The 24,173-nt window shown below is 60.4% G+C and carries 26 protein-coding genes; 11 read left to right on the top strand and 15 right to left on the bottom strand.

What is annotated here, in order from left to right; genetic code table 11:
- Positions 1-97: 97 nt before the first annotated feature.
- Positions 98-583: a glutathione peroxidase gene (locus tag Q7C20_RS16990; protein WP_375068906.1), complete on the top strand. Its 486-nt coding sequence runs from the start codon at positions 98-100 to the stop codon at positions 581-583.
- On the top strand, positions 580-1,044 hold the full coding sequence (locus tag Q7C20_RS16985) for a MarR family winged helix-turn-helix transcriptional regulator (RefSeq protein WP_375068904.1): 465 nt from the start codon (positions 580-582) through the stop codon (positions 1,042-1,044). Before Q7C20_RS16990 ends, Q7C20_RS16985 begins: the two co-directional genes overlap by 4 nt.
- Here the strand turns inward: Q7C20_RS16985 and Q7C20_RS16980 are convergent.
- Entirely contained in the window at positions 1,025-3,334 is a 2,310-nt protein-coding gene (locus Q7C20_RS16980) for a response regulator (RefSeq protein ID WP_375068902.1), read from the bottom strand. The two genes, Q7C20_RS16985 and Q7C20_RS16980, sit on opposite strands and share 20 nt — an antisense overlap.
- A gap of 164 nt (positions 3,335-3,498) precedes the next feature.
- Here Q7C20_RS16980 and Q7C20_RS16975 point away from each other — a divergent pair, with 164 nt between their 5' ends.
- A complete protein-coding gene (locus Q7C20_RS16975; protein ID WP_375068900.1) occupies positions 3,499-4,389 on the top strand; it encodes an ATP-binding protein in 891 nt (296 codons plus the stop codon).
- Complete coding sequence (locus Q7C20_RS16970) at positions 4,386-4,868, top strand: GAF domain-containing protein (protein ID WP_375068898.1); 483 nt, start codon at positions 4,386-4,388, stop codon at positions 4,866-4,868. The genes Q7C20_RS16975 and Q7C20_RS16970 overlap by 4 nt, the downstream gene beginning before the upstream one ends.
- Before the next feature lie 39 nt (positions 4,869-4,907).
- Here the strand turns inward: Q7C20_RS16970 and Q7C20_RS16965 are convergent, their stop codons facing one another.
- The 10 genes from Q7C20_RS16965 to Q7C20_RS16920 form a co-directional block, all read right to left on the bottom strand.
- The gene (locus tag Q7C20_RS16965; protein ID WP_375068897.1) at positions 4,908-8,546 is read right to left on the bottom strand and encodes a transporter substrate-binding domain-containing protein; all 3,639 of its coding nucleotides are present in this window, start codon (positions 8,544-8,546) and stop codon (positions 4,908-4,910) included.
- Positions 8,547-8,554: 8 nt separating this feature from the next.
- Positions 8,555-9,178, bottom strand: coding sequence for a response regulator transcription factor (locus tag Q7C20_RS16960; protein WP_348058824.1), 624 nt, complete (start codon positions 9,176-9,178; stop codon positions 8,555-8,557).
- A gap of 269 nt (positions 9,179-9,447) precedes the next feature.
- On the bottom strand, positions 9,448-9,831 hold the full coding sequence (locus tag Q7C20_RS16955; RefSeq protein WP_375068894.1) for a response regulator: 384 nt from the start codon (positions 9,829-9,831) through the stop codon (positions 9,448-9,450).
- 173 nt (positions 9,832-10,004) lie between these two features.
- A complete protein-coding gene (locus Q7C20_RS16950; RefSeq protein WP_375068892.1) occupies positions 10,005-11,336 on the bottom strand; it encodes a deoxyguanosinetriphosphate triphosphohydrolase in 1,332 nt (443 codons plus the stop codon).
- 72 nt (positions 11,337-11,408) lie between these two features.
- Entirely contained in the window at positions 11,409-12,572 is a 1,164-nt protein-coding gene (locus tag Q7C20_RS16945; RefSeq protein WP_375068890.1) for an EAL domain-containing protein, read from the bottom strand.
- Between the two features lie 93 nt (positions 12,573-12,665).
- Positions 12,666-13,001, bottom strand: a complete 336-nt coding sequence (locus Q7C20_RS16940; RefSeq protein WP_348058816.1) for a hypothetical protein — start codon at positions 12,999-13,001, stop codon at positions 12,666-12,668.
- Entirely contained in the window at positions 12,998-13,384 is a 387-nt protein-coding gene (locus tag Q7C20_RS16935; RefSeq protein ID WP_375068888.1) for a phage holin family protein, read from the bottom strand. Before Q7C20_RS16935 ends, Q7C20_RS16940 begins: the two co-directional genes overlap by 4 nt.
- A gap of 4 nt (positions 13,385-13,388) precedes the next feature.
- Positions 13,389-13,703: a YqjD family protein gene (locus Q7C20_RS16930; protein ID WP_078741521.1), complete on the bottom strand. Its 315-nt coding sequence runs from the start codon at positions 13,701-13,703 to the stop codon at positions 13,389-13,391.
- Between the two features lie 90 nt (positions 13,704-13,793).
- Entirely contained in the window at positions 13,794-14,090 is a 297-nt protein-coding gene (locus Q7C20_RS16925; protein WP_375068886.1) for a hypothetical protein, read from the bottom strand.
- Positions 14,091-14,161: 71 nt separating this feature from the next.
- Positions 14,162-15,883: a cation:proton antiporter gene (locus tag Q7C20_RS16920; protein ID WP_375068884.1), complete on the bottom strand. Its 1,722-nt coding sequence runs from the start codon at positions 15,881-15,883 to the stop codon at positions 14,162-14,164.
- Positions 15,884-16,036: 153 nt separating this feature from the next.
- Between Q7C20_RS16920 and Q7C20_RS16915 the strand changes: the two genes are divergently transcribed.
- From Q7C20_RS16915 to Q7C20_RS16905, 3 genes are all read left to right on the top strand, one after another.
- Positions 16,037-16,273: a glutaredoxin family protein gene (locus Q7C20_RS16915; RefSeq protein WP_375068882.1), complete on the top strand. Its 237-nt coding sequence runs from the start codon at positions 16,037-16,039 to the stop codon at positions 16,271-16,273.
- 74 nt (positions 16,274-16,347) lie between these two features.
- Positions 16,348-16,683, top strand: a complete 336-nt coding sequence (locus Q7C20_RS16910; RefSeq protein WP_348058809.1) for a transcriptional regulator — start codon at positions 16,348-16,350, stop codon at positions 16,681-16,683.
- 71 nt (positions 16,684-16,754) lie between these two features.
- Positions 16,755-17,645, top strand: a complete 891-nt coding sequence (locus Q7C20_RS16905) for a pseudouridine synthase (RefSeq protein ID WP_375068880.1) — start codon at positions 16,755-16,757, stop codon at positions 17,643-17,645.
- 55 nt (positions 17,646-17,700) lie between these two features.
- Here the strand turns inward: Q7C20_RS16905 and Q7C20_RS16900 are convergent, their stop codons facing one another.
- Both Q7C20_RS16900 and mobA read right to left on the bottom strand, forming a co-directional pair.
- Positions 17,701-17,922 carry a YgdI/YgdR family lipoprotein gene (locus Q7C20_RS16900; protein WP_065901933.1) on the bottom strand — a complete coding sequence of 74 codons (222 nt, stop codon included), beginning with the start codon at positions 17,920-17,922 and terminating at the stop codon, positions 17,701-17,703.
- 79 nt (positions 17,923-18,001) lie between these two features.
- A complete protein-coding gene (gene mobA / locus Q7C20_RS16895) occupies positions 18,002-18,604 on the bottom strand; it encodes a molybdenum cofactor guanylyltransferase MobA (protein WP_375068878.1) in 603 nt (200 codons plus the stop codon).
- Positions 18,605-18,680: 76 nt separating this feature from the next.
- Between mobA and moaB the strand changes: the two genes are divergently transcribed.
- Positions 18,681-19,220 (top strand): molybdenum cofactor biosynthesis protein B, encoded by a 540-nt coding sequence (gene moaB / locus Q7C20_RS16890; RefSeq protein WP_375068876.1) that lies wholly within the window; start codon positions 18,681-18,683, stop codon positions 19,218-19,220.
- A 22-nt stretch (positions 19,221-19,242) separates the two neighbouring features.
- Positions 19,243-20,430: a gephyrin-like molybdotransferase Glp gene (gene glp / locus Q7C20_RS16885; protein ID WP_375068970.1), complete on the top strand. Its 1,188-nt coding sequence runs from the start codon at positions 19,243-19,245 to the stop codon at positions 20,428-20,430.
- A 296-nt stretch (positions 20,431-20,726) separates the two neighbouring features.
- Here the strand turns inward: glp and Q7C20_RS16880 are convergent, their stop codons facing one another.
- Together Q7C20_RS16880 and Q7C20_RS16875 are read right to left on the bottom strand one after the other, a co-directional pair.
- A complete protein-coding gene (locus Q7C20_RS16880) occupies positions 20,727-21,056 on the bottom strand; it encodes an EscU/YscU/HrcU family type III secretion system export apparatus switch protein (RefSeq protein ID WP_375068874.1) in 330 nt (109 codons plus the stop codon).
- Entirely contained in the window at positions 21,053-22,630 is a 1,578-nt protein-coding gene (locus tag Q7C20_RS16875) for a flagellar hook-length control protein FliK (RefSeq protein WP_375068872.1), read from the bottom strand. Before Q7C20_RS16875 ends, Q7C20_RS16880 begins: the two co-directional genes overlap by 4 nt.
- Positions 22,631-22,829: 199 nt before the next feature.
- On the opposite strand from Q7C20_RS16875, the gene ccmA reads away from it, so the two are divergent.
- Complete coding sequence (gene ccmA, locus Q7C20_RS16870; protein WP_375068871.1) at positions 22,830-23,465, top strand: cytochrome c biogenesis heme-transporting ATPase CcmA; 636 nt, start codon at positions 22,830-22,832, stop codon at positions 23,463-23,465.
- Positions 23,462-24,130, top strand: a complete 669-nt coding sequence (gene ccmB / locus Q7C20_RS16865; protein ID WP_348054544.1) for a heme exporter protein CcmB — start codon at positions 23,462-23,464, stop codon at positions 24,128-24,130. The genes ccmA and ccmB overlap by 4 nt, the downstream gene beginning before the upstream one ends.
- Positions 24,131-24,173 lie beyond the last annotated feature (43 nt).

Here is a 24,173-nt window from a genome sequence, read left to right as displayed (position 1 = left end):
TAGGTCTATAACGCGCCATCATTGCGGTCAATTAAATTGCACGCAATTGAATTGCCTACTATCGTTTCGGTTCTTACCCCTTATTCGAGGCACTGCCATGAGCAACACCCTGCTGAGCATCCCGTGCACCACCCTCAAGGGCGAGCAAAAGACTCTGGCCGACTTCGCCGGCAAGGCCATTTTGGTGGTCAACACCGCCAGCAAGTGCGGCTTCACCCCGCAGTACAAAGGCTTGGAGCAACTCTGGCAACAATACAAGGATCAAGGCCTGGTGGTGCTGGGCTTCCCTTGCAACCAGTTCGGCAAGCAGGAACCCGGTGACGAGGGCGCGATTTCCGAATTTTGCGAGCTGAACTTCGGCGTCAGCTTCCCGCTGTTCAAAAAGATCGACGTAAATGGCAGCGATGCCCACCCCTTGTTCGTGCAGCTGAAAAAACAGGCCCCGGGCCTGCTGGGCTCCAAAGGCATCAAGTGGAATTTCACCAAGTTCCTGATCGGCCGCGATGGGCAGGTGGTCAAGCGTTTTGCCCCGACCACCAAACCCCAGGACCTGACCCAAGAGATTGAAGCCCTGCTCAAATGACCGACGCTCCTCTCGTGTCCCTGTCTCTGGACGATCAGCTGTGTTTCAAACTCTACGCCGCCTCGCGGGCGGTGACCCGTGCCTACAAGCCAATGCTCGATCAGTTGGGCCTGACTTACCCGCAATACCTGGCAATGCTGGTGTTGTGGGAGTGGCATGGCGCCGCGCCTGCGCAACCCACGGTCAAGGCCCTGGGTGAGCGGCTGATGCTCGACTCGGGCACGCTGACGCCCTTGCTCAAGCGCCTTGAGCAGCTTGGGCTCGTGAGGCGTCAGCGCAGTGCGCGAGATGAGCGTGAAATGCACTTGGGGCTGAGCGAGGCGGGCGTGCAGCTGCGCGACGACGCACACCGCCTGAAAACCCGGTTGCTCTGTGACAGTGGCGTCGACCTTAACAGCGCCGACGCTCTGCGCGATGGCCTTGATCAATTGCTGGCGCAGCTCAAAGGCTTGTCGTCTTAGGCACCCACACGTCCAGCAGGGTTTTGAGTTCTTCGCGGCGAAATGGCTTGGCCAGGTAATCATCCATCCCGGCCGCGCGGCAACGCTCGCGTTCTTCCGACAATGCGTTGGCGGTCAAGGCGACGATGGGCAGGTCCGGCCAGCGCCCGCTGCGTCGAATCTGCCGGCTGGCCTCGTAGCCGTCCATCACCGGCATATTGCAGTCCATCAACACCATGTCGAAGCGTTGTTCCTCAAGCAGCTTGAGCGCCTCGCCACCATGGGCCGCGACGATCACTTCGCACCCCAGCTTGCTGAGCATGCCCTTGGCCACCAGTTGATTGACCGGGTTGTCCTCCACCAGCAGGATGCGCGCCCGGTGCAGGAGGGGCGCGGCGTCCGTTTGAACTGGCTCGAGAATCAACTCCCCGTCGCTGCGCAGGTTGCGTTGCAGAATCTGGTACAGCGCATTGCGGCTCAAGGGGCGCGCCTGTTGCTGCAGCGGCCCGAGGGCTGCGACCTCTTCGCTGGGCATGAAGTTGCCATAGGCGGTGACCAGCAGAATCGGCGCAGTAATGCCCGGGCGCAGGCGGAACAGGCATTCCGGGCAATCCGTGATCAACAGGTTGGGGGCTTGCCCGTTCAAGTCGTCATCGAGCGAGTAAAAGCGTGGAGCCAGCCCCCAATGCGGCAGCAGGGACGTGAGCAACTCGGTCAGCCCGCTACCGGCATGGGTGATGACCATCACGTCACCTTTCAGCGGCAGTTGCCGGGTAGACGGCAAATGGCTCGGCAGCGGCAGGTCGGCGCAGAACTGGCTGCCAAACCCCACTTCCGAACTGATACTCAGGCGGCCCTTCATCGCTTCACACAGGTTATGCGTCAGCGCCAGGCCCAGCCCTGTGCCGCCAAACTGGCGGGTGATGCCCGCGCCCGCCTGGGTAAAGGGCTGAAAGATCTTCACCTGCGCGTCCATGGCGATGCCAATGCCGGTGTCACACACTTCAATCCTCACCCGATCGTCGCTGGCGCTGAGGCGCACGTCGACGCGGCCGAAACGGGTGAACTTCAGCGCATTGGAAAGCAGGTTGCTGACGATTTGCCGCACGCGGGTCGGGTCGCCGATCACCTGGGCGGGAAACAGCGGGTCAATCAGGCAGGTCAGTTCGACACTTGGCGCGGCGTTCTGCGACAGCAGGTTGGCGGTGTCTTCCACCAAGGAGCCGAGGTCGAACGGAATGCGTTCCAGCTCCAGCTGCCCGGCGTCGAATTTAGACAGGTCGAGGATGTCGTTGAGCAACTCCACCAGCACTTTGCCCGAATCATGGGCGATCGACAGTTGCTGGCGTTGCTCGGCATTCAGCGGGCTGTCCAGCGATAGCGCGATCATCCCCAGCAGGCCATTGAGCGGCGTGCGGATTTCATGGCTCATGTTGGCCAGGAACGCCGCTCGCGCCTGGGCCATGCCCACGGCGGTCTTCTTCGCGGCTTCCAGTTCATCGTTGGATTGGCTCAAGCGCTGGTTGCTGGCCTTCAGCTCAAGGGTGCGCGCGGAGACGATATCCTCCAGTTGCCCCAGGTATTCGGTGAGGCGGTCTTCGGCGTTACGCCGCTGCTGGATTTCGGTTTGCATGTTTTCGAACTGCTGGTTGGCGACGCTGACCAGCACGCCGATTTCATCGTGTTCATGCCCGGGCGGGCAGTCCAGACGGGCCTGCTTGCTGGTGCTCAGCGCCCGAATAATGCGCACCAGTGGTTGCGTCAACATCACGTAGAACAGGCCCAGCAAGATCCCGGTCAGCAACAAGCTGCGGGTAAAGCCATTGAGCAAGGTGATCTCGGCCCGGTGCAGGAAACGGCTGCCGAAGGCGTAGGTGTCGACATCCAGACGCAGCACGCCGAGGGCGTCGTTGGGCATGTGGTTGAGGAACAGGCGGTCCTCAAACTGCCGGTTGGCGCCAAACAGGAAGTCACTGATGGGCCGGTAAGTACTTTCCTTGCGCGGGCGATTGACGTCGGCCAGCACCACGCCATTGTTATCGACCAGTTGCGCGCGGGTAATCGCCGGGGAGTGCAGCAGGCCGAGGGTCAGCTCCTGGGCAAGTTCTGCATCAATGTTGTAGGCGATCCGTGAGGCCGGGTTATGGCTGATTTCGATCAGCGAGCGGATTTCACGGTTGATGGATGCATCTTCACTGGCATAATCGATGCCGATTTGGATCAGACTGAGCAGGGTTCCCAAGACGAAACCGACCAGCACAGTCAATCTGGCTTGTTTATAAGACAAGCGGTGGGCGAACTTGATATCCATTGGGTGTTGAACCACTTCACGTTTCCCTTCGCCCGGCAAGCATAGCTGAACATCCACAGGCCCTGGCTTGCCCGGCATGAATCGATTTTTTACGCAGCCTCGTGCGGTCTGCCGCAGGGTTGCCAATACGCCATCTTTTGCAAGAACTTGCCAGAGGAATAATCGTGGATTCTCGATTGAATGCCTTTCTTGAGCGTGCCGACGCCGTACTCGCCCGCCTGGAACCCTTGCTGCCCGCGCCGCGCCAAGCCATCGACTGGAACACGTGTCTGGCCGCCCGCTGGCAGCGTGAAGGCCGCAGCGGTTTTTTGCTACCCCTGGAAGTGAGCCTGGACATGCGCCTGTCCGACCTGATCGGCGTCGACAAGCAACTTGAAACGCTGGCCCGCAACACCCAGCAATTTCTCGATGGCCTGCCCGCCAACCACGCGCTGCTGTGGGGCTCGCGCGGCACCGGCAAATCATCGATGGTGCGTGCCTTGCTCGCCCAGCATGCAGAGGCAGGCTTGCGCCTGATCGAGATCGAGCGCGACCACCTGGCCGACCTGCCACGGGTGGTCGAGCAACTGATCAAGTTGCCGCAGCGGTTCATTTTGTTTTGCGACGACCTGTCGTTCGAGGCGGGCGAGGGCGATTACCGCGTGCTTAAGAGCGTGCTGGACGGCTCCCTTGAACAGGCGCCGGAAAACGTGCTGTTGTACGCCACCTCCAACCGTCGCCACCTGGTGCCGGAAAACCAGAGTGACAATGACAACTGGAAGCGCGTGGACGGCGAACTGCACCCAAGCGAAGCGGTGGAAGACAAGATCGCCTTGTCCGACCGTTTTGGCTTGTGGCTGTCGTTCTACCCGTTCACCCAGGAACATTTCCTGAATGTGGTGGAGCACTGGATCGGCGAGCTGGCGACCAAGTCCGGCTTGCAGTGGCAGCGCGATGAAGAACTCGACATCCTGGCGGTTCGCTGGTCCACCGGGCGCGGCAACCGCAACGGTCGTTGCGCGTATCAATTCGCCCGCTATTGGGTGGGTCTCAAATTGTTGGAGCGTCAAGCATGATTGATTTACAGCAGGCCGGTACCGGCCTGGACGGCTATGCCATGTTGTGTGCGCAGCTGGAATCGCTGTTGGCCGATGAGCGTGATTTCATCGCCAACAGCGCGCAATTCTCTGCGTTTTTGTTCAACCAGCTGGATGACCTTAACTGGGCCGGTTTTTATCTCAACCGCAACGAAGAGTTGGTGCTGGGCCCGTTCCAGGGCCAGATCGCCTGTGTGCGCATCCCGTTCGGTCGTGGCGTGTGTGGCGCGGCGGCGGCCTCTCGGCAAACCCAACGGGTGGAAGATGTGCACGCCTTCCCCGGGCATATCGCCTGTGACAGCGCCTCGAACAGCGAGTTGGTGGTGCCGCTGGTCAAGGATGGCCAACTGATTGGCGTGCTTGACCTGGACAGCCCATCACTGGCCCGCTTTACCGAGCAAGACCAGGTGGGTATCGAGCAACTGGCGGCGATTTTTCTGCGCTTGACCGACTGCTGACGGGTTGTTGCGGGAGCGAATGGCCATATTCGCTCCCGCCTACACCGGGGCGTCCAAACCATTCAGGCGCATTTGCAGCATCCGCTCCAATTCAAGCATGCATTTCTCCAGCGTCTTGATGCCTGTTTCGATCGCCGGCTGATCTTCACCCCGCGCGCACAGCTGTTCCAGCGCTTCGCATTGGTCGGCTAACGCTGTCGCCTGCACGATGCGCGCGGCGCCCTTGATTTTGTGCGCCTGGTCAATGATGTCCTGGGGCGGTGCCTGCCGAGCCAACAGCGCAACCAATTCCTGGCGGTCATGACAGCTGCTGCTCAACAGCTCCTCAAGCAAGCGACGACTCAACTGCAGGTCGCCTCCCGTCAGCGCATCCAGGCTGCTGATATCCAACTGTGCACCGCACGATTGCGGCCCTATCTGCGCCAATTGGCGCTCCAGCGCCGTGAGGCTGATCGGTTTGAACAAGCAGTCGTTCATCCCCGCTTCGGCGCACCGTAGCTTCTCTTCCGGCTGGGCATTGGCGGTGAAACCCAGTACGACACAGGGCGCAAGGTGCTCTCGCTGTTCATATTCACGAATCGAGCGGCTTAGCTCGTAGCCGTTCATGACGGGCATGTTGCAGTCGGCGATGACCAAGTCGAAGCGCTCCTGGCGCCAGGCCTGGAAGCCTGCCGCACCGTGCTGGGCCGCAGTGAACTGGTGGCCCAGGTAGCCCAATTGCTGGCACATCAGCAGGCGATTGGCCGGGTGGTCGTCCACCACCAATACATTGAGCACCGGCGCAGGCGCAGGGGCCGCTGGCTTGAGTTCTTCCACCGGCTGAACCGGCTGCAGGCGCGGCATTTTCAAGCTCATATGCACTTGTGTGCCCACCATGGGCACGCTGCTCAGGCTCAACTGCCCACCCATCATCGCGCACAGGCTGCGGCAAATCACCAGCCCCAGGCCCGCACCGCTCCTGGCCAGTTGCCCGGAGTTGTCGGCTTGTGCAAAAGGCTCGAACAGACGCAGCTGGTCCTCGCGGCTGATGCCGATGCCGGTGTCTTCCACCGCCAGTTTCATTTCAACCTGCTGCGGCAGATCAGACGTGTGCACATCCACTTTGATTTTGACCTGGCCGCGCTCGGTGAATTTGATCGCATTGCTCACCAGGTTCGACAGCACCTGCTTGAAGCGCAAGGGGTCGATCAGCACATCGGTGTCGTCGAGTTCGGGTGTGAACTCCAACACCAAACTGAGGGTTTTCTGGCGTGCCAGACCATCGAACACACGTACCACCGACTCGATGACTTCCCGCAGGTTTACGCGCTCCGGCGCAAGGCTCAAACGGCCGGACTCAATGCGCGCAATGTCCAGAATGTCGCCAATCAGCTCCAGCAGGTCCTTGGCCGAGTTGTAGGCCACTTCAATGGCCGGACGGTCGAGATGCCCCTGGTCTGCCCGCTTGAGGGTTAATTCCAACATGCCGATCACCGCATTCATCGGCGTGCGGATTTCATGGCTCATGGTGGCGAGGAAGGTGCTTTTGGCGCGGTTGGCTTCATCGGCGCGCTCCTTGGCGGCGCGCAATTCATCGAACAACTGGCGCCGCTCACTGATATCGATCCAGCCCCCGATGACGCCCTGGACTTCGCCGTCGGAGTCACGGTAAGGCAGAATCCAGTGGTAGATCGTCAGTTTTTTTCCAGGCGTATGCAGGGTCCGATCGAGGATCAGCGGAATGCCTTCTGCCACCACTCGCTGGTAGTCTGAGTGGTATTGCGCGGCCTCAGCTTCGAGGGCCATGTTCATCTGGATGACGCTTTTTCCGATCACGTCTTCGCGCTTGACGTCGAACACTTGCAGGTAACTGTCGTTGCAGGTTTTCAGCAAGCCCTTGCGGTCTCGCACATAGATCGGGTGCGGCGTCTCATTGACCAGCGCGCGCATGAACTCGAATTGATCGTTGAGGGCGCGCTCGGCCATTTTTCGGTGCTTGATCTGGCGGCGCATGTAGGCATTCCAGGTCAGGGATATCAGCAATAACAGCCCGGTACCGATGACGATTTGCGCGATCAATTCGTGGTAATTGCGCCAGTAGCTGTCGGAGGCGGCCGTGTAGCCGCGCCACCGGCTATTGATGATGCCCAGCTCGTCCGGGGCAATGCTGAGCAAGGCTTTGTCGAGGATCGAGCTCAGTTCGGTTGCCCGCCGTGACGTCGCCAGGGCGAAGGTGGCCGGCTGGGTACCGACGCTGGAGCTGATCTGCAGTTTGTCCTGGAACACCTGCGACGACAGGAAGTAGTTGGCGATCACCAGCGAATTCACGGCGCCGTCCACCTGCCCTTGAGCCAGCAATTCCGATGCCTTGAACGTGTCGCTGGTCTCGACCAGTTGGATCTGTGGGAAACCCTCGCGCAGGGTTTGTTCCAGCGGGTTGCCTTGAGTGATCGCCAGGCGTTTGCCAGCCATTTGCTCCAGGCTCAAGGGCGCGCCGGGCTCCTTGCGCGTCAGCAGTACGTAAGAGTTTTCAAGATAAGGGCGGCTGAAACTCAGTTGCGCTTCCCGTTCGACGCTGGGAATGATCGCGCCGATGATATCGGCCTTGCCGCTGTCGACCTGTTCAATCATTGCATGGACATCACGGCTGCGCTGGATCTCGAAGCGCATCCCGGTGCGCAGGCGAATCAACTCCAGCAAGTCTGCAGTGATGCCGCGAAAGGTGCCGTCAGAGTCGAAAAAAGTCAGGGGTGCAAAGGTTTCGTTGACCATCACCTTCACCACCGGGTGGTCTTGCAGCCAGCGTTCTTCGCGCTGCGTCAGTTGCAGCTTCTGGTCGGTCAGCAGGATGTCGCTTCCCGCACTCCAGCGTTTGGCAATGCTGTCGCGATTATTGGTGGGGACGACGCCCAGGATTTCGTTGACGATACTCAAGAGAATCCGCTGGTCCTGGCGCAGTGCAAAACTGAAACCATAGGCTTCATGCTTGCCGAAATTGGCCATGCGGATGTTTTTCAGGTAGCCCTTGTTGATCATGTAATGCGTGGAAATGGTGTCGCCCAGAAAGACATCCGCTTGGTCGAACGCGACCGCATTCAACGCATTCTGATAAGACGGGTAGGCGCGGATGATCGCATGGGGGTACAGCTTTTCCACTTCATTGAGTGGCAGGTAATGGTAGACAAGACTGACGCGTAGCCCGGCCAAACCATCGCTGAGGCTGCGTGTTTCACCTTCGCGGGTGACCAGTACCGGTTGGTCCACGGCGTAGGGCTCTGACAGCGTGATGTTCGGGTTAGCGGCCTCAAAACCGTTGGAAGAACCCAGCAAGTCAATCTCACCGGTTTCGAGGGCGTGAATCGCCGCCTCACGGGTGGGGTAGCGCAGTACCTGAATCGGCAAGGCCAGCGCCTTTGCCAACAACCCAGCGTAGTCAGCAGTGAGCCCCTCGTAGTCACGACCACTGGACGTCAAATCGAAGGGAGGATAGTCGGGTGCTGCGGTGCCGAGTATCAGCGCGCGTTTGTGCTGCAACCACTGGCGCTGAGCCTTATCCAGTTGAATATCGAGTTGAACGGCACTCGTACGGCTCAGTAACGTGAGGTGTTGCGGGCCGGTTTGAGGGTCCGCGGGCGCGGCAGTGCTGATGCACATACCGGCAATCAATATAATTAAATAGTCCTTTATACGCCTGGGCATCCGCTTTCTCACACTAGCGCGTTTCGTTTTGCCATCTCGATAAGTTCTACCAAGGATTTGGCTTTGAGTTTTTGCATAAGCCTCTTTTTGTAGGTGCTGACAGTTTTATTACTTAGAAACATACCTTTGGCAATTTCCTTATTGGTACGGCCCTGTGCAAATAGTTGCAATACCATTAGCTCGCGGTCATTGACGGTCTTGAACAGTTCAAGTTCCAGCGAGTTGCTGTCTGCACCGTTGCCATTCAATGCCTGGCTCGGGAAATAGTTGTAGCCGGATAATACCGCGCGAATGGCACTCAGAAGTTCACTTAGATCACCTTCCTTACACACGTAGCCATCCGCGCCGGAGCGCATGCAGCGGGTAGCGAACAGCGTTGGGCATTGTGCGGTGAGGATGAGTGTTTTCATCGGCGTGTTCATGGCGTTGAACCGGCAGAGCACTTCAAGGCCGTCCAGTTTGGGGATGCTGATATCCAGAATGATCAGGTCTGGAAGGCATTCACGGACCATTTGTATCGCGTCACAGCCATTATCTGTTTCACCGACGACTTTATATCCTTCATGCTCCAGCAACATACGAATGGCCAGCCTGATAACAGGATGGTCATCAATGATAAAAACTGTGTTCATAATCACATTCCATGCAAGTGCAAATTAAGCGGGCACATTAGCCCAGAAATTGAGCGAGGCGCATGAGTCATGGAGGGAGTAGCTATAAAACAGGAGAATTCCTACGTTAGAAAAGGTAATTGCCTACCAGTCGTTAAGGCTTTGTAACCCCCGTTGTAAGAGGATTTTGCATTGAACCCATCATGGCGGCGTGCCTGGAATCTCACAGCAGCCTTTGGGTTAACTTTCGCAGGCGCACAGTGTTTAAAGTCCTACATGCACACTTGGCGTCAGAGGGCGATCAAGCGTGCCAATTCGTCTTTGTTCAGGGGCTTGGATAGATAGCCCAGCAATGGCAGACCGCGCGTCATGGCTTGGGCCATCAAGTTGGACAGTTCCGAGTCGGGAAGCCCACTTAACAAAATGGCGCCGATTATAAAGTGTCGGCGACTGGCAATTTCCACCAGTTCCAGGCCTGGCAGATCCGGCAGGCATTGATCGCACAACATCAGGTCAAAAGGCGCCTGGGCCCGGGACATCGAGCAAATAGCCTGTTCGGCGTTTTCTGCGAGGGTCAACTGGTCGAAGCCGAAGCTTTTAAGCAGGCACTCGGTGGCCAGGAGCTGAAAGGGGTGATCCTCCACCAACAGGATTCGAAGAGGGGGTTTGGGCATAGAGGGCACACGGGTCAGTCAAGCGTCGATGGGGTGGAGTGTAGGAATAGCTCGCCAGGTCCCCCGGAAGCGTGCGTGATTATTCTTCGAATGGTCGTGCGAATTCGATCAGGCCGCTCTGTTCCCATCGTAGGCAGATTCTGTTCGGGAGACAGGCGGCGTGACCGGCATCGTTATTGTGGGCTGGAACGCCCGGTCATCTCCCGTGCCATCTCGGTGGCGTAGCTGTCCGTCATGCCGGCGATAAAGTCGATCATGCGCAGGAACGACGCGTGCAGCGACCACGCCGGGTCGGGCGCGCTATTGCCCAGCAAGTCGAGAATGCGCCGGTTCTTGAACGACGGCGTGCGCCCGCCATGCTGCTCCAGGGCTGCACCGCAAAAGGCGTTCAGCAGGATTTCCAGGGTCGTGTAGGCACCAATTTCATGCAGGGTCTTGCGCTTGTCCTGGAAGATTTTCTTGCGCGCCATGTCCTTGGCATCCAGCACGCAGCGTTTGGCCGGGCCATGCATGTGTTCCACCAGATCGCCGGGCAGCGTGCCGGCGAGCAAGGCGTCCTGTTGCTCGACAAACGCGCGCGCCGCCGCGTTGGTCAGGTGCTCGATGGCTTTGCCACGCAGGATCGCCAGCTTGCGCCGACGCGAGTCCTGCGCGCCCAGTTGCCGATAGGTCTGGGGCAGGTCGTCGCCCACCAGATCAAGCAGCAAAGACTCGACCTCGGCGTACTCCAGCAGGTCCATTTCCAGGCCGTCTTCAAGGTCGATCAAGGCGTAGCAGATATCGTCCGCCGCCTCCATCAGGTACACCAGCGGGTGGCGCGCCCAGCGTTGTTCTTCAAGCTGTGGCAGGCCGAGCCGGCGGGCGACCTGCTCAAGAATCGGCAACTCGCTCTGGTAGCAGCCGAACTTGTGTTTCTTGTAGCCCAGCGAGTCTGCGTGGCGCGCGGTCCACGGGTATTTCAGGTAGGTGCCCAGTGTGGCGTAGGTCAGCCTGGTGCCGCCGTCGAACTGGTGGTACTCAAGCTGGGTGAGCACGCGAAAGCCTTGGGCATTGCCTTCGAAATTGAGGAAGTCATTGCGTTCGGCGCTGCTCATATCATCCAGCCAGCCGCGCCCGGCAGCCTGCTGAAACCAATGGCGAATGGCATCTTCGCCGGAGTGCCCGAACGGTGGGTTGCCGATGTCATGGGCCAGGCAGGCCGATTGCACCACCATGCCCAGGTCGCTGGGGTCACACCAGTCGGGCAGGGCGCTGCGCAAGGTTTCGCCCACGCGCATGCCCAGTGAGCGGCCGACGCAACTGACTTCCAGGGAATGGGTCAAGCGGGTGTGAATATGATCGTTGCTGGAGACCGGGTGCACTTGGGTCTTGCGCCCCAGGCGGCGGAACGCGCCGGAGAAAATAATGCGGTCGTGGTCTTTGTGAAACGGGCTGCGGCCCAATTCTTCCGGGCTGTGCAGGGGTTTACCAAGACGTTCGCGAGTCAGCAGGGTGGGCCAATCCAAGGCGGGTACTCTCCGAGCGGTAAATGACAGCGCCCAGCTTCCCGGTTCCGCCTTGGCGGGGCAAGCGAAAATCTACAGACCGGCTGCGTCGATATCGATTAACAGCAAACGCTGACCGTTATCAAAGAATTGTCCTGCGGTCAGGCAATACTGATTGGTGGTGGCATCGCGGTAGGTAGAAGACAGGATCAGCCGCCGTTCGTCCCAGCCTTCGGCGAGCAGGTGATAGAAGTACGGCCGCCACGACCAGTTATGCCCCAGGTAGCGGCTGTCGGCCTGCCACGCGTCCTGGCGCCATTCGAAGTTGGGCGTCAGTTGGGTACCGTGGCGGTCGCACTGATAGAAGCGCAGCAGCCACGGAAAATCCGGCAGTTGTGGCAATTGGTTGAGTGGTTCCTGACCCTGGGCCCAGGTTTGCAGAATCTTCATCAACTCGACCAATTGCAGGCGCAATTGCATGATGCGCCCGCGCTCTGCGAGTTTTTGCTGGACGTAAACGGAGCGCAACTGGGCAAAGCGCGGCACGAAAGCATCTGTGGCGAACCAATCCAGCTGAGCCTGGGCAAACAGATAACCCTGCACATAACGCGCGCCGCATTCCAGGGCGAAGCTCAATTGCGCCTCGGTTTCGACCCCTTCGGCGATAATCCAGCAGCCGGTCTTCTCGGCCATTTGCGCCAGGGCGCGCACCACCTCGCTGCTCGGCCCGCCGCGAGCGGCTTCCTGGAACAGGCGCATGTCCAGCTTGAGGATATCCGGCTGCAAGGCCAGTACCCGGTCGAGCTGGGAGTAACCGGCGCCGAAATCGTCGATGGCAATACGTGCGCCGGCCTCACGGTAGCGCGCCACCACGTCGGCCAGACGCTGGATATTGCCGCCCAGTTCGGTGATTTCAAACACGATGCGTCGCGGGTCAACGCCGTGGGCGTGCACCTGTTTCAGGCTGGGCAGTGCCTGGCCTTGGCGCAGGCGGTTGATCCAGCGCGGGGAAATGTTCAGGCTCATGAACCAGTCTTCCGGAGCTTCATGCAGACGGCTCAAGGCATTGTCGCGTATTTGCCGGTCGAGAGTGCGCAGCGCCACGCCCGGTGTGCGTGGGTCGGCGAACAGCGGGCCCACGGAGTGCAAGCGGCCATCGGCCTGGCGCAGTCGGCCCAAGGCCTCGACGCCAGCAATGCGCCCGGTGGCAGTGTCGATGAACGGCTGAAAGCAGGCGAGCGGTTGCCCGTCGATCACGGGGCCTCCTTAATTGAACTGGCGAAAAAAAGGCCCGGCCCTCGATAACGAGGGCCGGGCCGATTCTGTTTGCAAGAATGCAGCCAGTAGCGCTTAGCGCTTGCGTCCGGCCATGGCCAATTTGATCAGCGGGATCAAACCGGCGCCCAGCCGCACCAGGCGCGTCACGCCGCTGATACCGCCGCCTTTGGCACCTTTACCGGTGAAGAAACCCATCAGCGTCACCGCCGCCACGCCCCACAGCGGCGCGTGCTTGATGCCCAGGCTGTCCTGCCAGTTAGTGCCCATGTTGCGCACTTTGTGCAGGGGCGCCATCAGCTGCTGGGACTCGTGACGGATTTCCTGGCGGTGCATTTCCATGCGCAGGCGAATCAACGCTTTGCGCATTTCCCGCCGGGACGTGGTTTTTGGAACTTCTGTCAGGTTCATGGCAGCAGGCGCTCCCGGTCGTTGGCCAGCTCTTCGAGGGTGGCATGGAACGGCGTGGACTCATCGAATATCGCCGCTTTCAAGCGCAACCCGCAGAACCCTGCGGCCAGGATGTAAAACACGCAGAGGCTGATGATCCCGGTAAGGCGATAGGTGTCCCACACCAGAATCATCACCAGCCCCGACAACCCCACCAGCAGCAGCAGGGCGAATACCAGCGCCAGGCCTGCAAACAGCAGCAGGCTCACGGTGCGCGACTTTTGCTCCTGCAATTCGATGCCAAACAACTCGACGTGGCTATGGAGCAAGCCCAGAACGGCTGCGCCCAGGCGCCGGGAGGTAGAACTTGTGCCCGATGACGAGCCGGTTTCGCCGATAGACATGATGTTAGCGCCTTGTTGCCAGCAGACCGATCAAAAAGCCCACACCGGCAGCGATACCGACGGACTGCCAAGGGTTGGCCTGCACGTAATCTTCGGTAGCGGTGACTGCCGCCTGGCCGCGCTCGCGCAGCGAGTCTTCGGTCAGTTGCAGGGTTTCACGGGCCTTGAGCAGGCTGTCATGGATCTTGGTGCGCAGTTCGTCTGCCTGGTCACCGGCCAGCACGGCGGTGTCGTCCAACAGCTTTTCGGTGTCACTCACCAGGGTTTGAAAATCCGCCAACAGAATTTCTTGAGCGGTCTTTGCAGTTCTTCTGGCCATGGTTATCTCCGTGATTGGCTGATCTTTACGTGTGCGTGTAGGTGTGGTTTCGAGTCACCGGCTTCGGTGAAGGTTCAGTGCAATTGTGCGTTACAGCTTTTGCTTTGCCTTGGTGCGCAAGTCCCGGGGCTTGCGCTGAAAATGGGCGGTCGAAGCTAAAACCTTGAAAAACCTTACCCTAAATAACTGAAACTCGCGGAAAAACCCTGTAGAAAAAGGCTTGTTGAGTTGATCAGCTGCGCTGAAGCGGTTCACGCTCCTTAAGAGGGGCGAGGTCGCCGACACCCCTTTAGTGCGCGGCGCGCTGGCTTGAACCACTTTGGTGCTATTTGCCGTTAATGCAAGCCTGCCAACCTCCATGGAAAATTGGCAAAGCGCGGTGGACACCTTCGTCCATAGCTCCAATACCCTTTTTATCCTGAGTGGCGCGGACCTGTCGATTCACAAAATTGGCGCGGTCAGTCAGGATTGATCGGCGCCTCTTCGGCCTGCGGGTAGAAACCGTGCAGCAGGCGGTAGCGGCTTTGGCGCACTTCATCGACCCGCGCCTGTACGTGTTGGTCCGGCAGGCCCAGCATGATCAAGGCGTGGGAAGCGAGCATCAGGCTCGACTCCAAGAGTTCGGGCACCACTTCGGTGGCGCCCGCAGCTTTCAGTTCAGCCAGTTGGCTGTCATCGCGAGTGCGCACCAGAATCGGCACGTCGGCATTGATGCGCCGTGCCTCTTTCAACACAGTCAAGGCGACGTCGCTGTTGTCCACAGCGATCACCACCAGTCGCGCGCGCTCCAGGCCGACCGCACTGAGCAACGCGCCACGACGGCAGTCGCCGTAATGCACGCTGCTGTCCTCAGTGGCGGCTTCTTGCACGCGTTCCGGGTTGTCATCCAACGCGATGAACGCTTGCTGTTCCCGGCGCAGAAAACGTGCGATGGATTGCCCGACTCGGCCATACCCGCAAATCAGCGCATGGCCGCTTAACTCAGCATTGAGTGCGGTGATTTCTTCAAGTTGCACCTGCTGGTTGGGCTTGCGGTGCAGGCGCAGAGCGATCGCCGGGGCTGCGCGCAGCAGCAGCGGGGTCAGCAGCATAGAGCAGAAGGTGGCCGCGAGCAGCAAACCGTTGAGCTCGTCCGGTAGCAAGCGGCTCTGCTGCATCTGCGCCATGAGCGCAAAGCAAAACTCGCCGCCCTGGGCCAGGGCCAAGCCGCTGCGCCAGGCGGTTTCACCGTCGCTGCCGCGCAATTTCACCAGCGCCGCGACGATGCAGCCTTTAATCAGCATCAGTGCGAGGGTCAGGCCGAGAATCAGCAGGCTGTGGCTGACGAACAGCTGCAGGTCGATCAGCATGCCGATGCTGACGAAAAACAGCCCCAGCAAAATGTCGCGAAACGGCCGGATGTCGGCTTCGATCTGATGACGATAATGGCTTTCACCGAGCAACATGCCGGCCAGAAATGCGCCGAGGGCAGGTGAGAGGCCGAGCAAATGGGTGAGCCAGGCGGTGAGCAGCACGATGACCAGCGCCAGCAGCACAAACAGCTCAGCGGAGTGGGCGGCGGCGACTTCATGGAACAAGCGCGGTAACAACCAGCGGCTGGCACACAGCAGGCCGACGAACAAAACCACGGTTTTGCCCAACGTCAGCGGCACCGCCCAATACCACGCTTGGGCGCCGCTTCCCGCAAACACTGGCACCAGCGTCAGTAGCAACACGGCCACTACGTCCTGAAACAGCAACACGCCAATCGCATTCTGGCCATGGCTGCTGAAGATTTCCCCGAGGCTGGTCAGCTCCTTGCTGACGATGGCGGTGGATGACAGCGCCAATCCCGCCCCCAACAGCAAGGCGATTCCCGGCGCCACACCCAGGCTCAGCAGCAATACGCCCAACAGCAGTGCGCAACTGAGCACCTGCAAGCTGCCCAGGCCAAAAACTAAGCTGCGCAGGGCATGCATCTTGGTCAGGGAAAACTCTAGCCCCAGCGAGAACAGCAGGAACACCACGCCCAATTCGGCAAGGTCAGGCAGGTCTTCGCTGTCATTCACCCAGCCCAGTGCGGTAGGTCCCACAGCCAGCCCGACGCACAGATAGCCGAGCACGGGCGGCAGTTGCAGCCGGCGAAACAGCGCAATCACCACCAGGGATGACGCCAGAATGATCAGCAGGTTGGCGAACACGAGCAGCTCCCTTGCAGGTCGTACGGACAAAAAGTCGCGAGAATCGCTGAACCAGTTATAGGTCATGCTGACCTGAGTCAAGGTTTACCGGCTCGCCACCGGCAGTGGGCGGGCATAGAATAAATGCCTACTGTTTGAACCGGTCTATTAGCCATGCTTCCTGAATGCCAGTTGTTCGGCACCCTGGGTTGCCATTTGTGTGAAATTGCTGAGGCTGAAATCATGCCGCTCGTCGAACACGGGCTGCTTGTCGAACTGGTGGATATTGCTGATCCCCAGGACCTGACTGAAGCCTATGGGCTAAGGATTCCGGTACTTCGCCGGGTAGATACCGGGGCGGAGCTGGATTGGCCATTCGACACCGGACAGGTTGTCGCCTTCCTTCTCTAGGCGTTATCCGATAGCGGGTTTCCAAATATTACGTTACTGTATGTTTGTACAGCGATTGAATAGAGGGAACGCCCGTGGTGAATGTTGAACAATTGAAAAGCAGCGTCAATCGCATGTCCGCCGACGTCGTGCGCGACGCGGTGAACGAGCTGCGCCTCGATGGCTTGGTCACGGAAGGCAAGACGCCGTTTAACAAGGTGCATTTCAACACCTGCTTTGCCGAAATCGAGGCATTGTTCCAGCGCGCCGGTTACCACAAGCAGCTGGATGTGGTGGGGTATCAGGGCTTGTTGTACGCACTTTACGACCCGGGCCGTTGGGAGGCGGTGGACGTGCTGCGTTGGCTCAAAGAGTTCACCGACGCTGCCAGCGCTTCGCCGATCCTGCGCGCCGGTTTGGCCAAGGCCTGACATCCGCCCTAGGCTCCGTCCCGCGTCATGCGGGATAATGCCCGCGTGTTTTTCCAGGCCTCGAGCATTTCATGTCCACATCCGGTTTTTCCGCGTCCCAGCACCAAGCCAGCACTCTGTATTTGCCCCCTGGCCCTTGGGCGACGGTGCTGGATTGCCTGTGCGAGCACTTTCCGGCCATCAGCCGTGACCAGTGGCTGGACCGCATAGCCCGTGGCCGCGTGCTGGATATCAACGGCAACCCGATAGGCGCGCACCTGGCGTACAAGGAAGGCCTGTGCATCTATTACTTTCGTGAAGTGCCGAACGAAAAGGTGATCCCGGTTCAGGAAACCATCCTGTACGCCGACGAGCAGTTGGTGGTGGCGGACAAACCGCATTTTCTGCCGGTGACGCCTGCCGGCGAATATGTCGAGCAGACCCTGTTGCGCCGTCTGATTCGCCGCCTGGACAATCCCTCGCTGGTGCCTCTGCACCGTATCGACCGGCACACCGCAGGCCTGGTGCTATTCTCAGCCAACCCGGCAACCCGCTCTGCGTACCAACAGCTTTTTCCCACGCGGCGTATCGACAAATTCTACGAAGCCATCGCCCCAGCGTTGCCACAACTGACGTTTCCCAGGGTGCATAAAAGCCGCCTGGTCGATGGCGAACCGTTCTTCCGCATGATGGAAGGGTCGGGCGCCAGCAACACCGAAACGGCCGTGGAAGTGCGCGAAAAAAACGGCGATTTGTGGCGCTACGGCCTGTTCCCGGTGACCGGCAAGAAGCATCAGTTGCGCGTGCACATGACCGCGCTGGGGGCGAGTATCTGCAATGACCCGTTCTACCCGGATGTGATCAAGGACGCCGAAGACGATTACGCCAACCCGCTCAAGCTGCTGGCCCAGGGCGTGCGGTTTATCGACCCGGTTACCGGTGAAGAACGCAGTTTTCGCAGCGCGATTACCCTCCACTGGTAACCCCGGAAACGACAAGGCCCGCGCGAGGCGGGCCTTGTGGGTTCAGCGTTAAGACTTACAGGTCTTTAACGGTGCGAACCTGATCCTTGTTGATGCGAGTCTGCTTGCCGTCAAGTTGTTCGAACTCGTAGAAGCCCGAAGCCTTGTCGAATTTAGGCGTGTCGACGGCCTGGATTTCGCGACCGTCATTCAGGGTGATCACTGTAGGCGAAGCGCAACCGGCAAGAGTAGCCAGGCCCAGTGCAAGCATGAGAGCGGCGATGGTCCGTTGAGTCATGAGTTTGTCTCCGAGAGAATTCTTTTAAATTGCTGACTCTGTGACGCACGAGGCGCCGACAAAGTTCCTTGTGCGAGGTTCATTCTGACACGCCCAAGCCCGGGTGCAAAAGCTCGGGTGTGTTCAGGTTGGCAAAGCGTGGGTCATTTGCCGGGCATTCCAGGCCCACGCCGCCCAGTTGCATGAAGAGTTTGCGCGGGCTGCGTTCGCCTGTTTCCCATGCACGTTCTACCGCGTTTCGCAGGCCGGTAGGGATGATGCAAATCAAGGGTTCCCAGAATTCACCGTGGCGCACCATCAGGGGCACCCGCGGGTTGCGCTGCGCCGTCGCCCGCAGCTCGGCTAACAGGTGCGCGTCAATGTGCGGCACATCGCACGGCAAGATCAGTAAGTGTTCATGACGTGCTGCAGCCAGCCCGGCGCGGATGCCCGCCAACGGGCCGGGAAAATCCGCGCTGTCATCGCTCACCAACTGGTCGGCATAGGGCGCGTAGATGTCACGGTTGCGGTTGCACGAGATGATCAAGTCATCTGTCAGTGGCCGGGTCAGGCGGTGCAAATGCGCGATCAAAGGCTCGCCGTGCCAGGGCAGCAGGCCTTTATCCCGGCCACCCATGCGTTGGCCTCGACCACCGGCCAGCAGCAAAATCGAACACGGCAAAGGCGAAGAATCGAGAGACATGGTGGTTCCGCTGCGGCAGGTAAATAGGGCCCTGTGATATAACATCGGGCTGTTCCTTCGACAACCGGACCGTGCCATGACCGCCAAGGCAGATGCGCCCTTCGTACCCCTGAATATTGCTGTATTGACCGTCAGCGACACCCGCACCCTCGACACCGACACCTCGGGCCAGGTCTTCGTCGACCGCCTCACCGCCGCCGGCCACCACCTGGCCGAGCGCGTGCTGCTCAAGGACGACCTGTATAAAATCCGCGCCAAAGTGGCCCACTGGATCGCCGAAGACGTGGTGCAAGTGGTGCTGATCACCGGCGGCACCGGCTTCACCGGCCGCGACAGCACGCCCGAAGCGGTGAGCTGCCTGCTCGACAAGCATGTCGATGGTTTTGGCGAACTGTTCCGCCAGATTTCCGTGGCCGATATCGGCACCTCCACCGTGCAATCCCGCGCACTGGCCGGTCTGGCCAATGGCACGCTGGTGTGTTGCCTGCCGGGTTCCACCAATGCCGTGCGCACCGGTTGGGACGGCATCCTCGCCGAACAGCTCGACAACCGTCACCGCCCGTGCAATTTCGTGCCCCATTTGAAGCAGGCCGAGCCCTGCGAATCCCGTGGATAAGCCCGGCAAAACCGGCGCCTTGATGCCGGTCGAACACGCGCTCAAGCAATTGCTGGACATGGCTGACGCCGCACCGATCCGCGAGCATGAAAGCCTGGCGCTGGCCGACTGCGACGGCCGCGTGTTGGCGCAGGATCTGGTTTCCACGCTCGACCTGCCGCCCTGGCCCAACAGTGCCATGGACGGTTATGCGCTACGCCTGGCCGACTGGTCCGGCGAGCCGTTGGCCGTCAGTCAGCGGATTTTCGCCGGCCAGGCACCGCAGCCTTTGGCCGCTGGCACCTGCGCGCGCATCTTTACCGGCGCTCCGGTGCCCGAAGGCGCGGACTGCGTTGAAATGCAGGAAAACGCTGTGGTTCACGCTGAAGAGCGCGTGAGTTTTACCGAGCCGATGCAGGCGGGCCAGAATATTCGCCCCCAGGGCCAGGAAACCACCGTCGGCGAATTGGTATTGAACGCCGGCACCCGCCTGGGGCCAATCGAACTGGGCCTTGCCGCCTCGCTGGGCCATGACCGCCTGAGCGTGGTGCGCCGCGTGCGTGTGGGCGTGCTGTCGACGGGCGATGAGTTGATCGAACCCGGCCTGCCGCTCGGTCCGGGGCAAATCTACAACAGCAACCGCCGTGTGCTGTGTTCCTGGCTGGCACGCATGGGCTGTGAAGTGATCGACGCCGGCATCCTGCCGGATGACCTGGAAAAAACCCGCACGCGGCTGGCGGATTTGGGTGACGTTGACCTGATCCTGTCCACCGGCGGTGTGTCGGTGGGCGAGGCGGACTTCCTTGGCATCGCCCTGCGCGAAGAGGGCGAACTGGCCCTGTGGAAGCTGGCGATCAAACCCGGCAAACCGCTGACCTTCGGTCACTTTCGCGGCGTGCCGGTGATCGGCCTGCCCGGCAATCCGGCGTCGACACTGGTGACCTTTGCGCTGCTGGCCCGGGCTTATCTGCTGCGCCGCCAAGGTGTGGCGGATGTGGAACCGTTGCGCTTCGAGGTGCCGGTAGGGTTTGTATGGCCCAAACCGGGCAACCGCCGCGAGTACCTGCGCGGGCGGCTCGAGCAGGGCAAGGCGATCATCTACCGCAACCAAAGCTCCGGCGTGCTGCGCAGCGCGGCGTGGGCGGAAGGGTTTGTGGAGGTGCTGGAAGGGACGACGCTGGCGATTGGCGACCGAGTCAATTTCATCCCGCTGAGTGAAGTCCTGAACTGATCACACTCTAAATGTCAGCCCTTTCAAGGTCTTTGGGAATCTGTCTGAAAGGGCGAACACTATCCCTGTGGCGAGCGGGCTTGCCCCGCGTTGGGCTGCGAAGCAGCCCCAAAACCAGCGCCCGAAGAATGCCTGACCCACCGCATTCTTCTTTCTGGGGTCGCTTCGCAACCCAACGCGGGGCAAGCCCGCTCGCCACAGAGGCAGTATTCGCCCTTACGGACTTGTATCAGTCAGATATGGCCGCTTTCCAAAGACCTTGAAAGGGATGGCTCTAAATGTGCATCTGATAACGCTCAGTAATCGTCTCCACGCTCCGTCACATCCCGCTCCACCGGCTGCGCATCCGGGTCGTACCCCGCCGGGAACTTGCCCTTGAGCGTCCAGGCAAACGCTATAATCTCCGCCACCGTGCGGTACAGCTCCTCTGGAATACTGTCGCCCAATTCCATGCGCGCCAGCAGCTTCACCAACTCCGCGTTTTCATAAATCGGTACTTCGTTTTCCCGCGCCAGCTTCAAGATGGCTTCGGCCAGGGCATCGTCGCCCTTGGCGGTCAGGGTTGGCGCTTGCTGGCCGTCGTACTTGAGGGCAATCGCCTGGCGCGGTGGCGTTTCGTTCTTCATGCGGTTTCATCCACCCAACGTTGTTCCAGCCCGGTTCGCGGCCCGCGTGGCGGGGTGCCGAGGTGGCAATCCAGGTCGCCCACGTTGATGCCCGAGGTCACCAGCCGCTCGCGCAGGCTGCCCAGGTGGCTTTCGATCAAGCTGGCGGTGAACGGCCGCGTTGCCCATAACTGGCTGGACAGTTTGCCCTGGGTCAGTTGCGCCTGAACCTGCAACGGCCCCAGCGGCTCCATGTCGAACGCCAGCTCGACGCGCCAGAGCATCTGCTTGGGGTCTTTCTGGATTTTACGTTCGGGTTGGTCTTTATCGGGCGGCGGTTCTTCGCGCTGGAACTTGACCTGCAGCGGCACGATGTCCTGCAAGGTGCGCATGGGGATTTCCAGCTGCCAAGTGGTTTGCAGGCGACCATCGGCGGTGGTGCCGGTTTGTTCCAGGCTCGACAGCTGGTGGCTTTGCAGCCGTGCAATCGCGCCGGCGGCCAGGCGCAACAGGTTTTCCAGGTCGCCTTCGCCCTCCAGGCGCTGCATCATCCGGTCCGGCAGCGGAAAGCTCGCGGGTGCCTGGCGGGCGCCGATCTGGCTGAGGGTGCCCAGCGGGTTACGCACAAAGTTAGGCATTACCTGAGCGAGGGTGTTAGCCGCAAGAATGGCATTCAGGTTGGTGCCGGTGGGCAGGGCAGGCAGCAAGTCCGCGACCAGGCGCAGCAATGCGCCTTTCATGTCCAACGGCGGTACCTGCGGGTTCTGCCCGGCGAGCAATTTGGCTTCTAGAAAGGCGCCGCTGTTCTGGATCACTTGCGCCAGCACTTTGGGATTGCTCACCTGGGCGAGGTTGGGCAGGGCGGCGAGCAGGCGGTCGGCGGCGGCGCGCAGGTCGGTGGAAGTGCTGTCGTCAGCAGGCAGGCTTTGCAAAGCGGTAAACACCACGTCCAGCGAGCCTTGGCGACTTTGCTGGGTGGCCAACTGCTGGCTGACTGCCAATTGGTCCTGACGCCCGCTCAACGGCACGAAATTCAGGGTCTGCGCATTTTGCACCACGGCGCTGAGCAGGCTGCCGACCCGCAGCGGTTGCGGGCTTTCCACGGTGAGGGTCTGACCGGCCAGGGCGTTAGTCAGCACGGTCACCAGCGAGCGGTAAATCGCCGGTTGCGTGGTGCCTTGGGGCAGCACCTGGGTGGTCAGCACCTTGGCTTGCAACAGCGTGCCCACCGGCATTTGCGTGGTGTCGATGCGGGTGAGGGCGGCCACATTGGCGCTCAGGGCTTGCTGCAAGCTGACGGCCAGGTTGCCAGTCGGCGTCTGGCTCACCGCCACGTTGCTGCCCAGCGGCAAAGGCTGCGCGCTGCTGGCTTGGACCAGCGTCTGGCGACCGCCTTCGAGAGTCAGCTTGAGCAACAACTGAAACGCATCACCGCCCTGTTTAAGCGCAATGACCTCGGCGTTTACGGTTTTCCCCGGGTCGATCAGCCCCGTCTGCGGTTCCAGCAGTTTGAGCAACTCTCCGGTCGCAGGCAGCGGGGCAGGCCCGGCCACGGGTGCTTGGGGAAGCGTAGGAAGGTTGATCTCACCGGTCATCGTGCGCGCCGTCTCGGGGGAAATTGCCCTCTTTAGAGTAGGGCATCGCATGTATAATGCCGCCGGTCTGCAAAGAGAGCGCTAAAAACCTCACAACTATTTGATCCAGCTCTCTAAAATCGGTCGCCAAAGCCGTTATTGTGCTTTCCCTATAACGGCCGCTGCACCGCCGACTTGAACCGTAAAGGCCCGCGATCTTTTGACCAGCCCTCTTCTTGAAGCCGTAGCGCTCTCCTGTGAACGCGACCTGCGCCTGTTGTTCGAGCACCTCGAACTGCGGCTGACGGGCGGCGACATGGTGCAAGTCAGCGGCCCCAACGGCAGCGGCAAAACCAGCTTGCTGCGCCTGCTTGCCGGCTTGATGCAGCCGACGGCCGGTGAGGTGCGACTCAACGGCAAGCCGCTGGCCGGACAACGCACCGAACTCGCGCGCAACCTGATCTGGATCGGCCACGCCGCCGGCATCAAGGACGTGCTCACCCCTGAAGAAAACCTCAGCTGGCTCAGCGCTCTGCATCACCCGGCTACGCGCGACGCCATTTGGCAAGCCCTGGCCGCTGTCGGCCTCAAGGGGTTTGAAGACGTTCCCTGCCACACTCTGTCCGCCGGCCAACAGCGCCGCGTGGCCCTGGCCCGTTTGTACTTGCCCGGCCCGCCGCTGTGGATTCTCGACGAACCTTTCACCGCCCTCGACAAACAAGGCGTCGCCCAGCTGGAAGACCACCTGGCTCGTCACTGTGAGAAGGGCGGTTCAGTCGTCCTCACCACACACCACACGCTGGCGCGCATGCCTGCAGGTTACCGCGACCTGGATTTGGGGCGGTGGTCGGCATGAGTGTCTTCGCCCTGTTGGTCGCCCGCGAAGCGCGGCTGTTGTGCCGTCGCCCGGCCGAACTGGCCAACCCGTTGGTATTTTTTGCCATCGTCATCGCGCTGTTCCCGCTGGCGGTCGGCCCCGAGACTAAACTGTTGCAAACCTTGTCCCCAGGACTGGTGTGGGTGGCCGCGCTTTTATCGGTGCTGCTCTCGCTGGACGGGCTGTTTCGCAGTGATTTCGAAGACGGTTCCCTCGAACAGTGGGTCCTTTCGTCGCACCCGTTGCCACTTCTGGTATTGGCCAAGGTGCTGGCACACTGGGCTTTTTCCGGCTTGGCGCTGGTCTTGCTCTCGCCGCTGTTGGCAATGATGCTGGGCTTGCCGTTTGAATGCCTGCCCGTGTTGCTGCTGTCTTTGTTGCTCGGTACGCCGGTGCTCAGCCTGTTGGGGGCGGTGGGCGCAGCGTTGACCGTCGGTTTAAAGCGGGGTGGCCTGTTGCTGGCCCTGCTGATTCTGCCGTTGTATATCCCGGTGTTGATTTTGGGCAGCGGCGCCTTGCAAGCCGCGCTCATGGGCATGCCGGCCACCGGTTACCTCTTGTGGCTTGGCAGCCTGACCGCCCTGGCGGTAACCCTGACACCCTTTGCTATAGCGGCCGGCCTGAAGATCAGCGTCGGCGAATAATGAGGTCTGGTTGAGTTCGCTTGACCAGTAAAGACCCTGAGCT

The sequence above is a fragment of the Pseudomonas sp. AMR01 genome (assembly GCF_041946035.1).
Classification (GTDB): Bacteria; Pseudomonadota; Gammaproteobacteria; order Pseudomonadales; family Pseudomonadaceae; genus Aquipseudomonas; species Aquipseudomonas antarctica_B.
This window is presented reverse-complemented; position numbering and strand designations above follow the sequence as displayed.

Coding starts and splice junctions, on each gene's coding strand:
- Q7C20_RS16990 (WP_375068906.1), top strand. CDS start 98: ATGAGCAACACCCTGCTGAGCATCCCGTGCACCACCCTCAAGGGCGAG.
- Q7C20_RS16985 (WP_375068904.1), top strand. CDS start 580: ATGACCGACGCTCCTCTCGTGTCCCTGTCTCTGGACGATCAGCTGTGT.
- Q7C20_RS16980 (WP_375068902.1), bottom strand. CDS start 3,334: ATGGATATCAAGTTCGCCCACCGCTTGTCTTATAAACAAGCCAGATTG.
- Q7C20_RS16970 (WP_375068898.1), top strand. CDS start 4,386: ATGATTGATTTACAGCAGGCCGGTACCGGCCTGGACGGCTATGCCATG.
- Q7C20_RS16965 (WP_375068897.1), bottom strand. CDS start 8,546: ATGCCCAGGCGTATAAAGGACTATTTAATTATATTGATTGCCGGTATG.
- Q7C20_RS16960 (WP_348058824.1), bottom strand. CDS start 9,178: ATGAACACAGTTTTTATCATTGATGACCATCCTGTTATCAGGCTGGCC.
- Q7C20_RS16955 (WP_375068894.1), bottom strand. CDS start 9,831: ATGCCCAAACCCCCTCTTCGAATCCTGTTGGTGGAGGATCACCCCTTT.
- Q7C20_RS16940 (WP_348058816.1), bottom strand. CDS start 13,001: ATGAACCTGACAGAAGTTCCAAAAACCACGTCCCGGCGGGAAATGCGC.
- Q7C20_RS16935 (WP_375068888.1), bottom strand. CDS start 13,384: ATGTCTATCGGCGAAACCGGCTCGTCATCGGGCACAAGTTCTACCTCC.
- Q7C20_RS16930 (WP_078741521.1), bottom strand. CDS start 13,703: ATGGCCAGAAGAACTGCAAAGACCGCTCAAGAAATTCTGTTGGCGGAT.
- Q7C20_RS16915 (WP_375068882.1), top strand. CDS start 16,037: ATGCTTCCTGAATGCCAGTTGTTCGGCACCCTGGGTTGCCATTTGTGT.
- Q7C20_RS16905 (WP_375068880.1), top strand. CDS start 16,755: ATGTCCACATCCGGTTTTTCCGCGTCCCAGCACCAAGCCAGCACTCTG.
- Q7C20_RS16900 (WP_065901933.1), bottom strand. CDS start 17,922: ATGACTCAACGGACCATCGCCGCTCTCATGCTTGCACTGGGCCTGGCT.
- mobA (WP_375068878.1), bottom strand. CDS start 18,604: ATGTCTCTCGATTCTTCGCCTTTGCCGTGTTCGATTTTGCTGCTGGCC.
- moaB (WP_375068876.1), top strand. CDS start 18,681: ATGACCGCCAAGGCAGATGCGCCCTTCGTACCCCTGAATATTGCTGTA.
- glp (WP_375068970.1), top strand. CDS start 19,243: ATGCCGGTCGAACACGCGCTCAAGCAATTGCTGGACATGGCTGACGCC.
- Q7C20_RS16880 (WP_375068874.1), bottom strand. CDS start 21,056: ATGAAGAACGAAACGCCACCGCGCCAGGCGATTGCCCTCAAGTACGAC.
- Q7C20_RS16875 (WP_375068872.1), bottom strand. CDS start 22,630: ATGACCGGTGAGATCAACCTTCCTACGCTTCCCCAAGCACCCGTGGCC.
- ccmB (WP_348054544.1), top strand. CDS start 23,462: ATGAGTGTCTTCGCCCTGTTGGTCGCCCGCGAAGCGCGGCTGTTGTGC.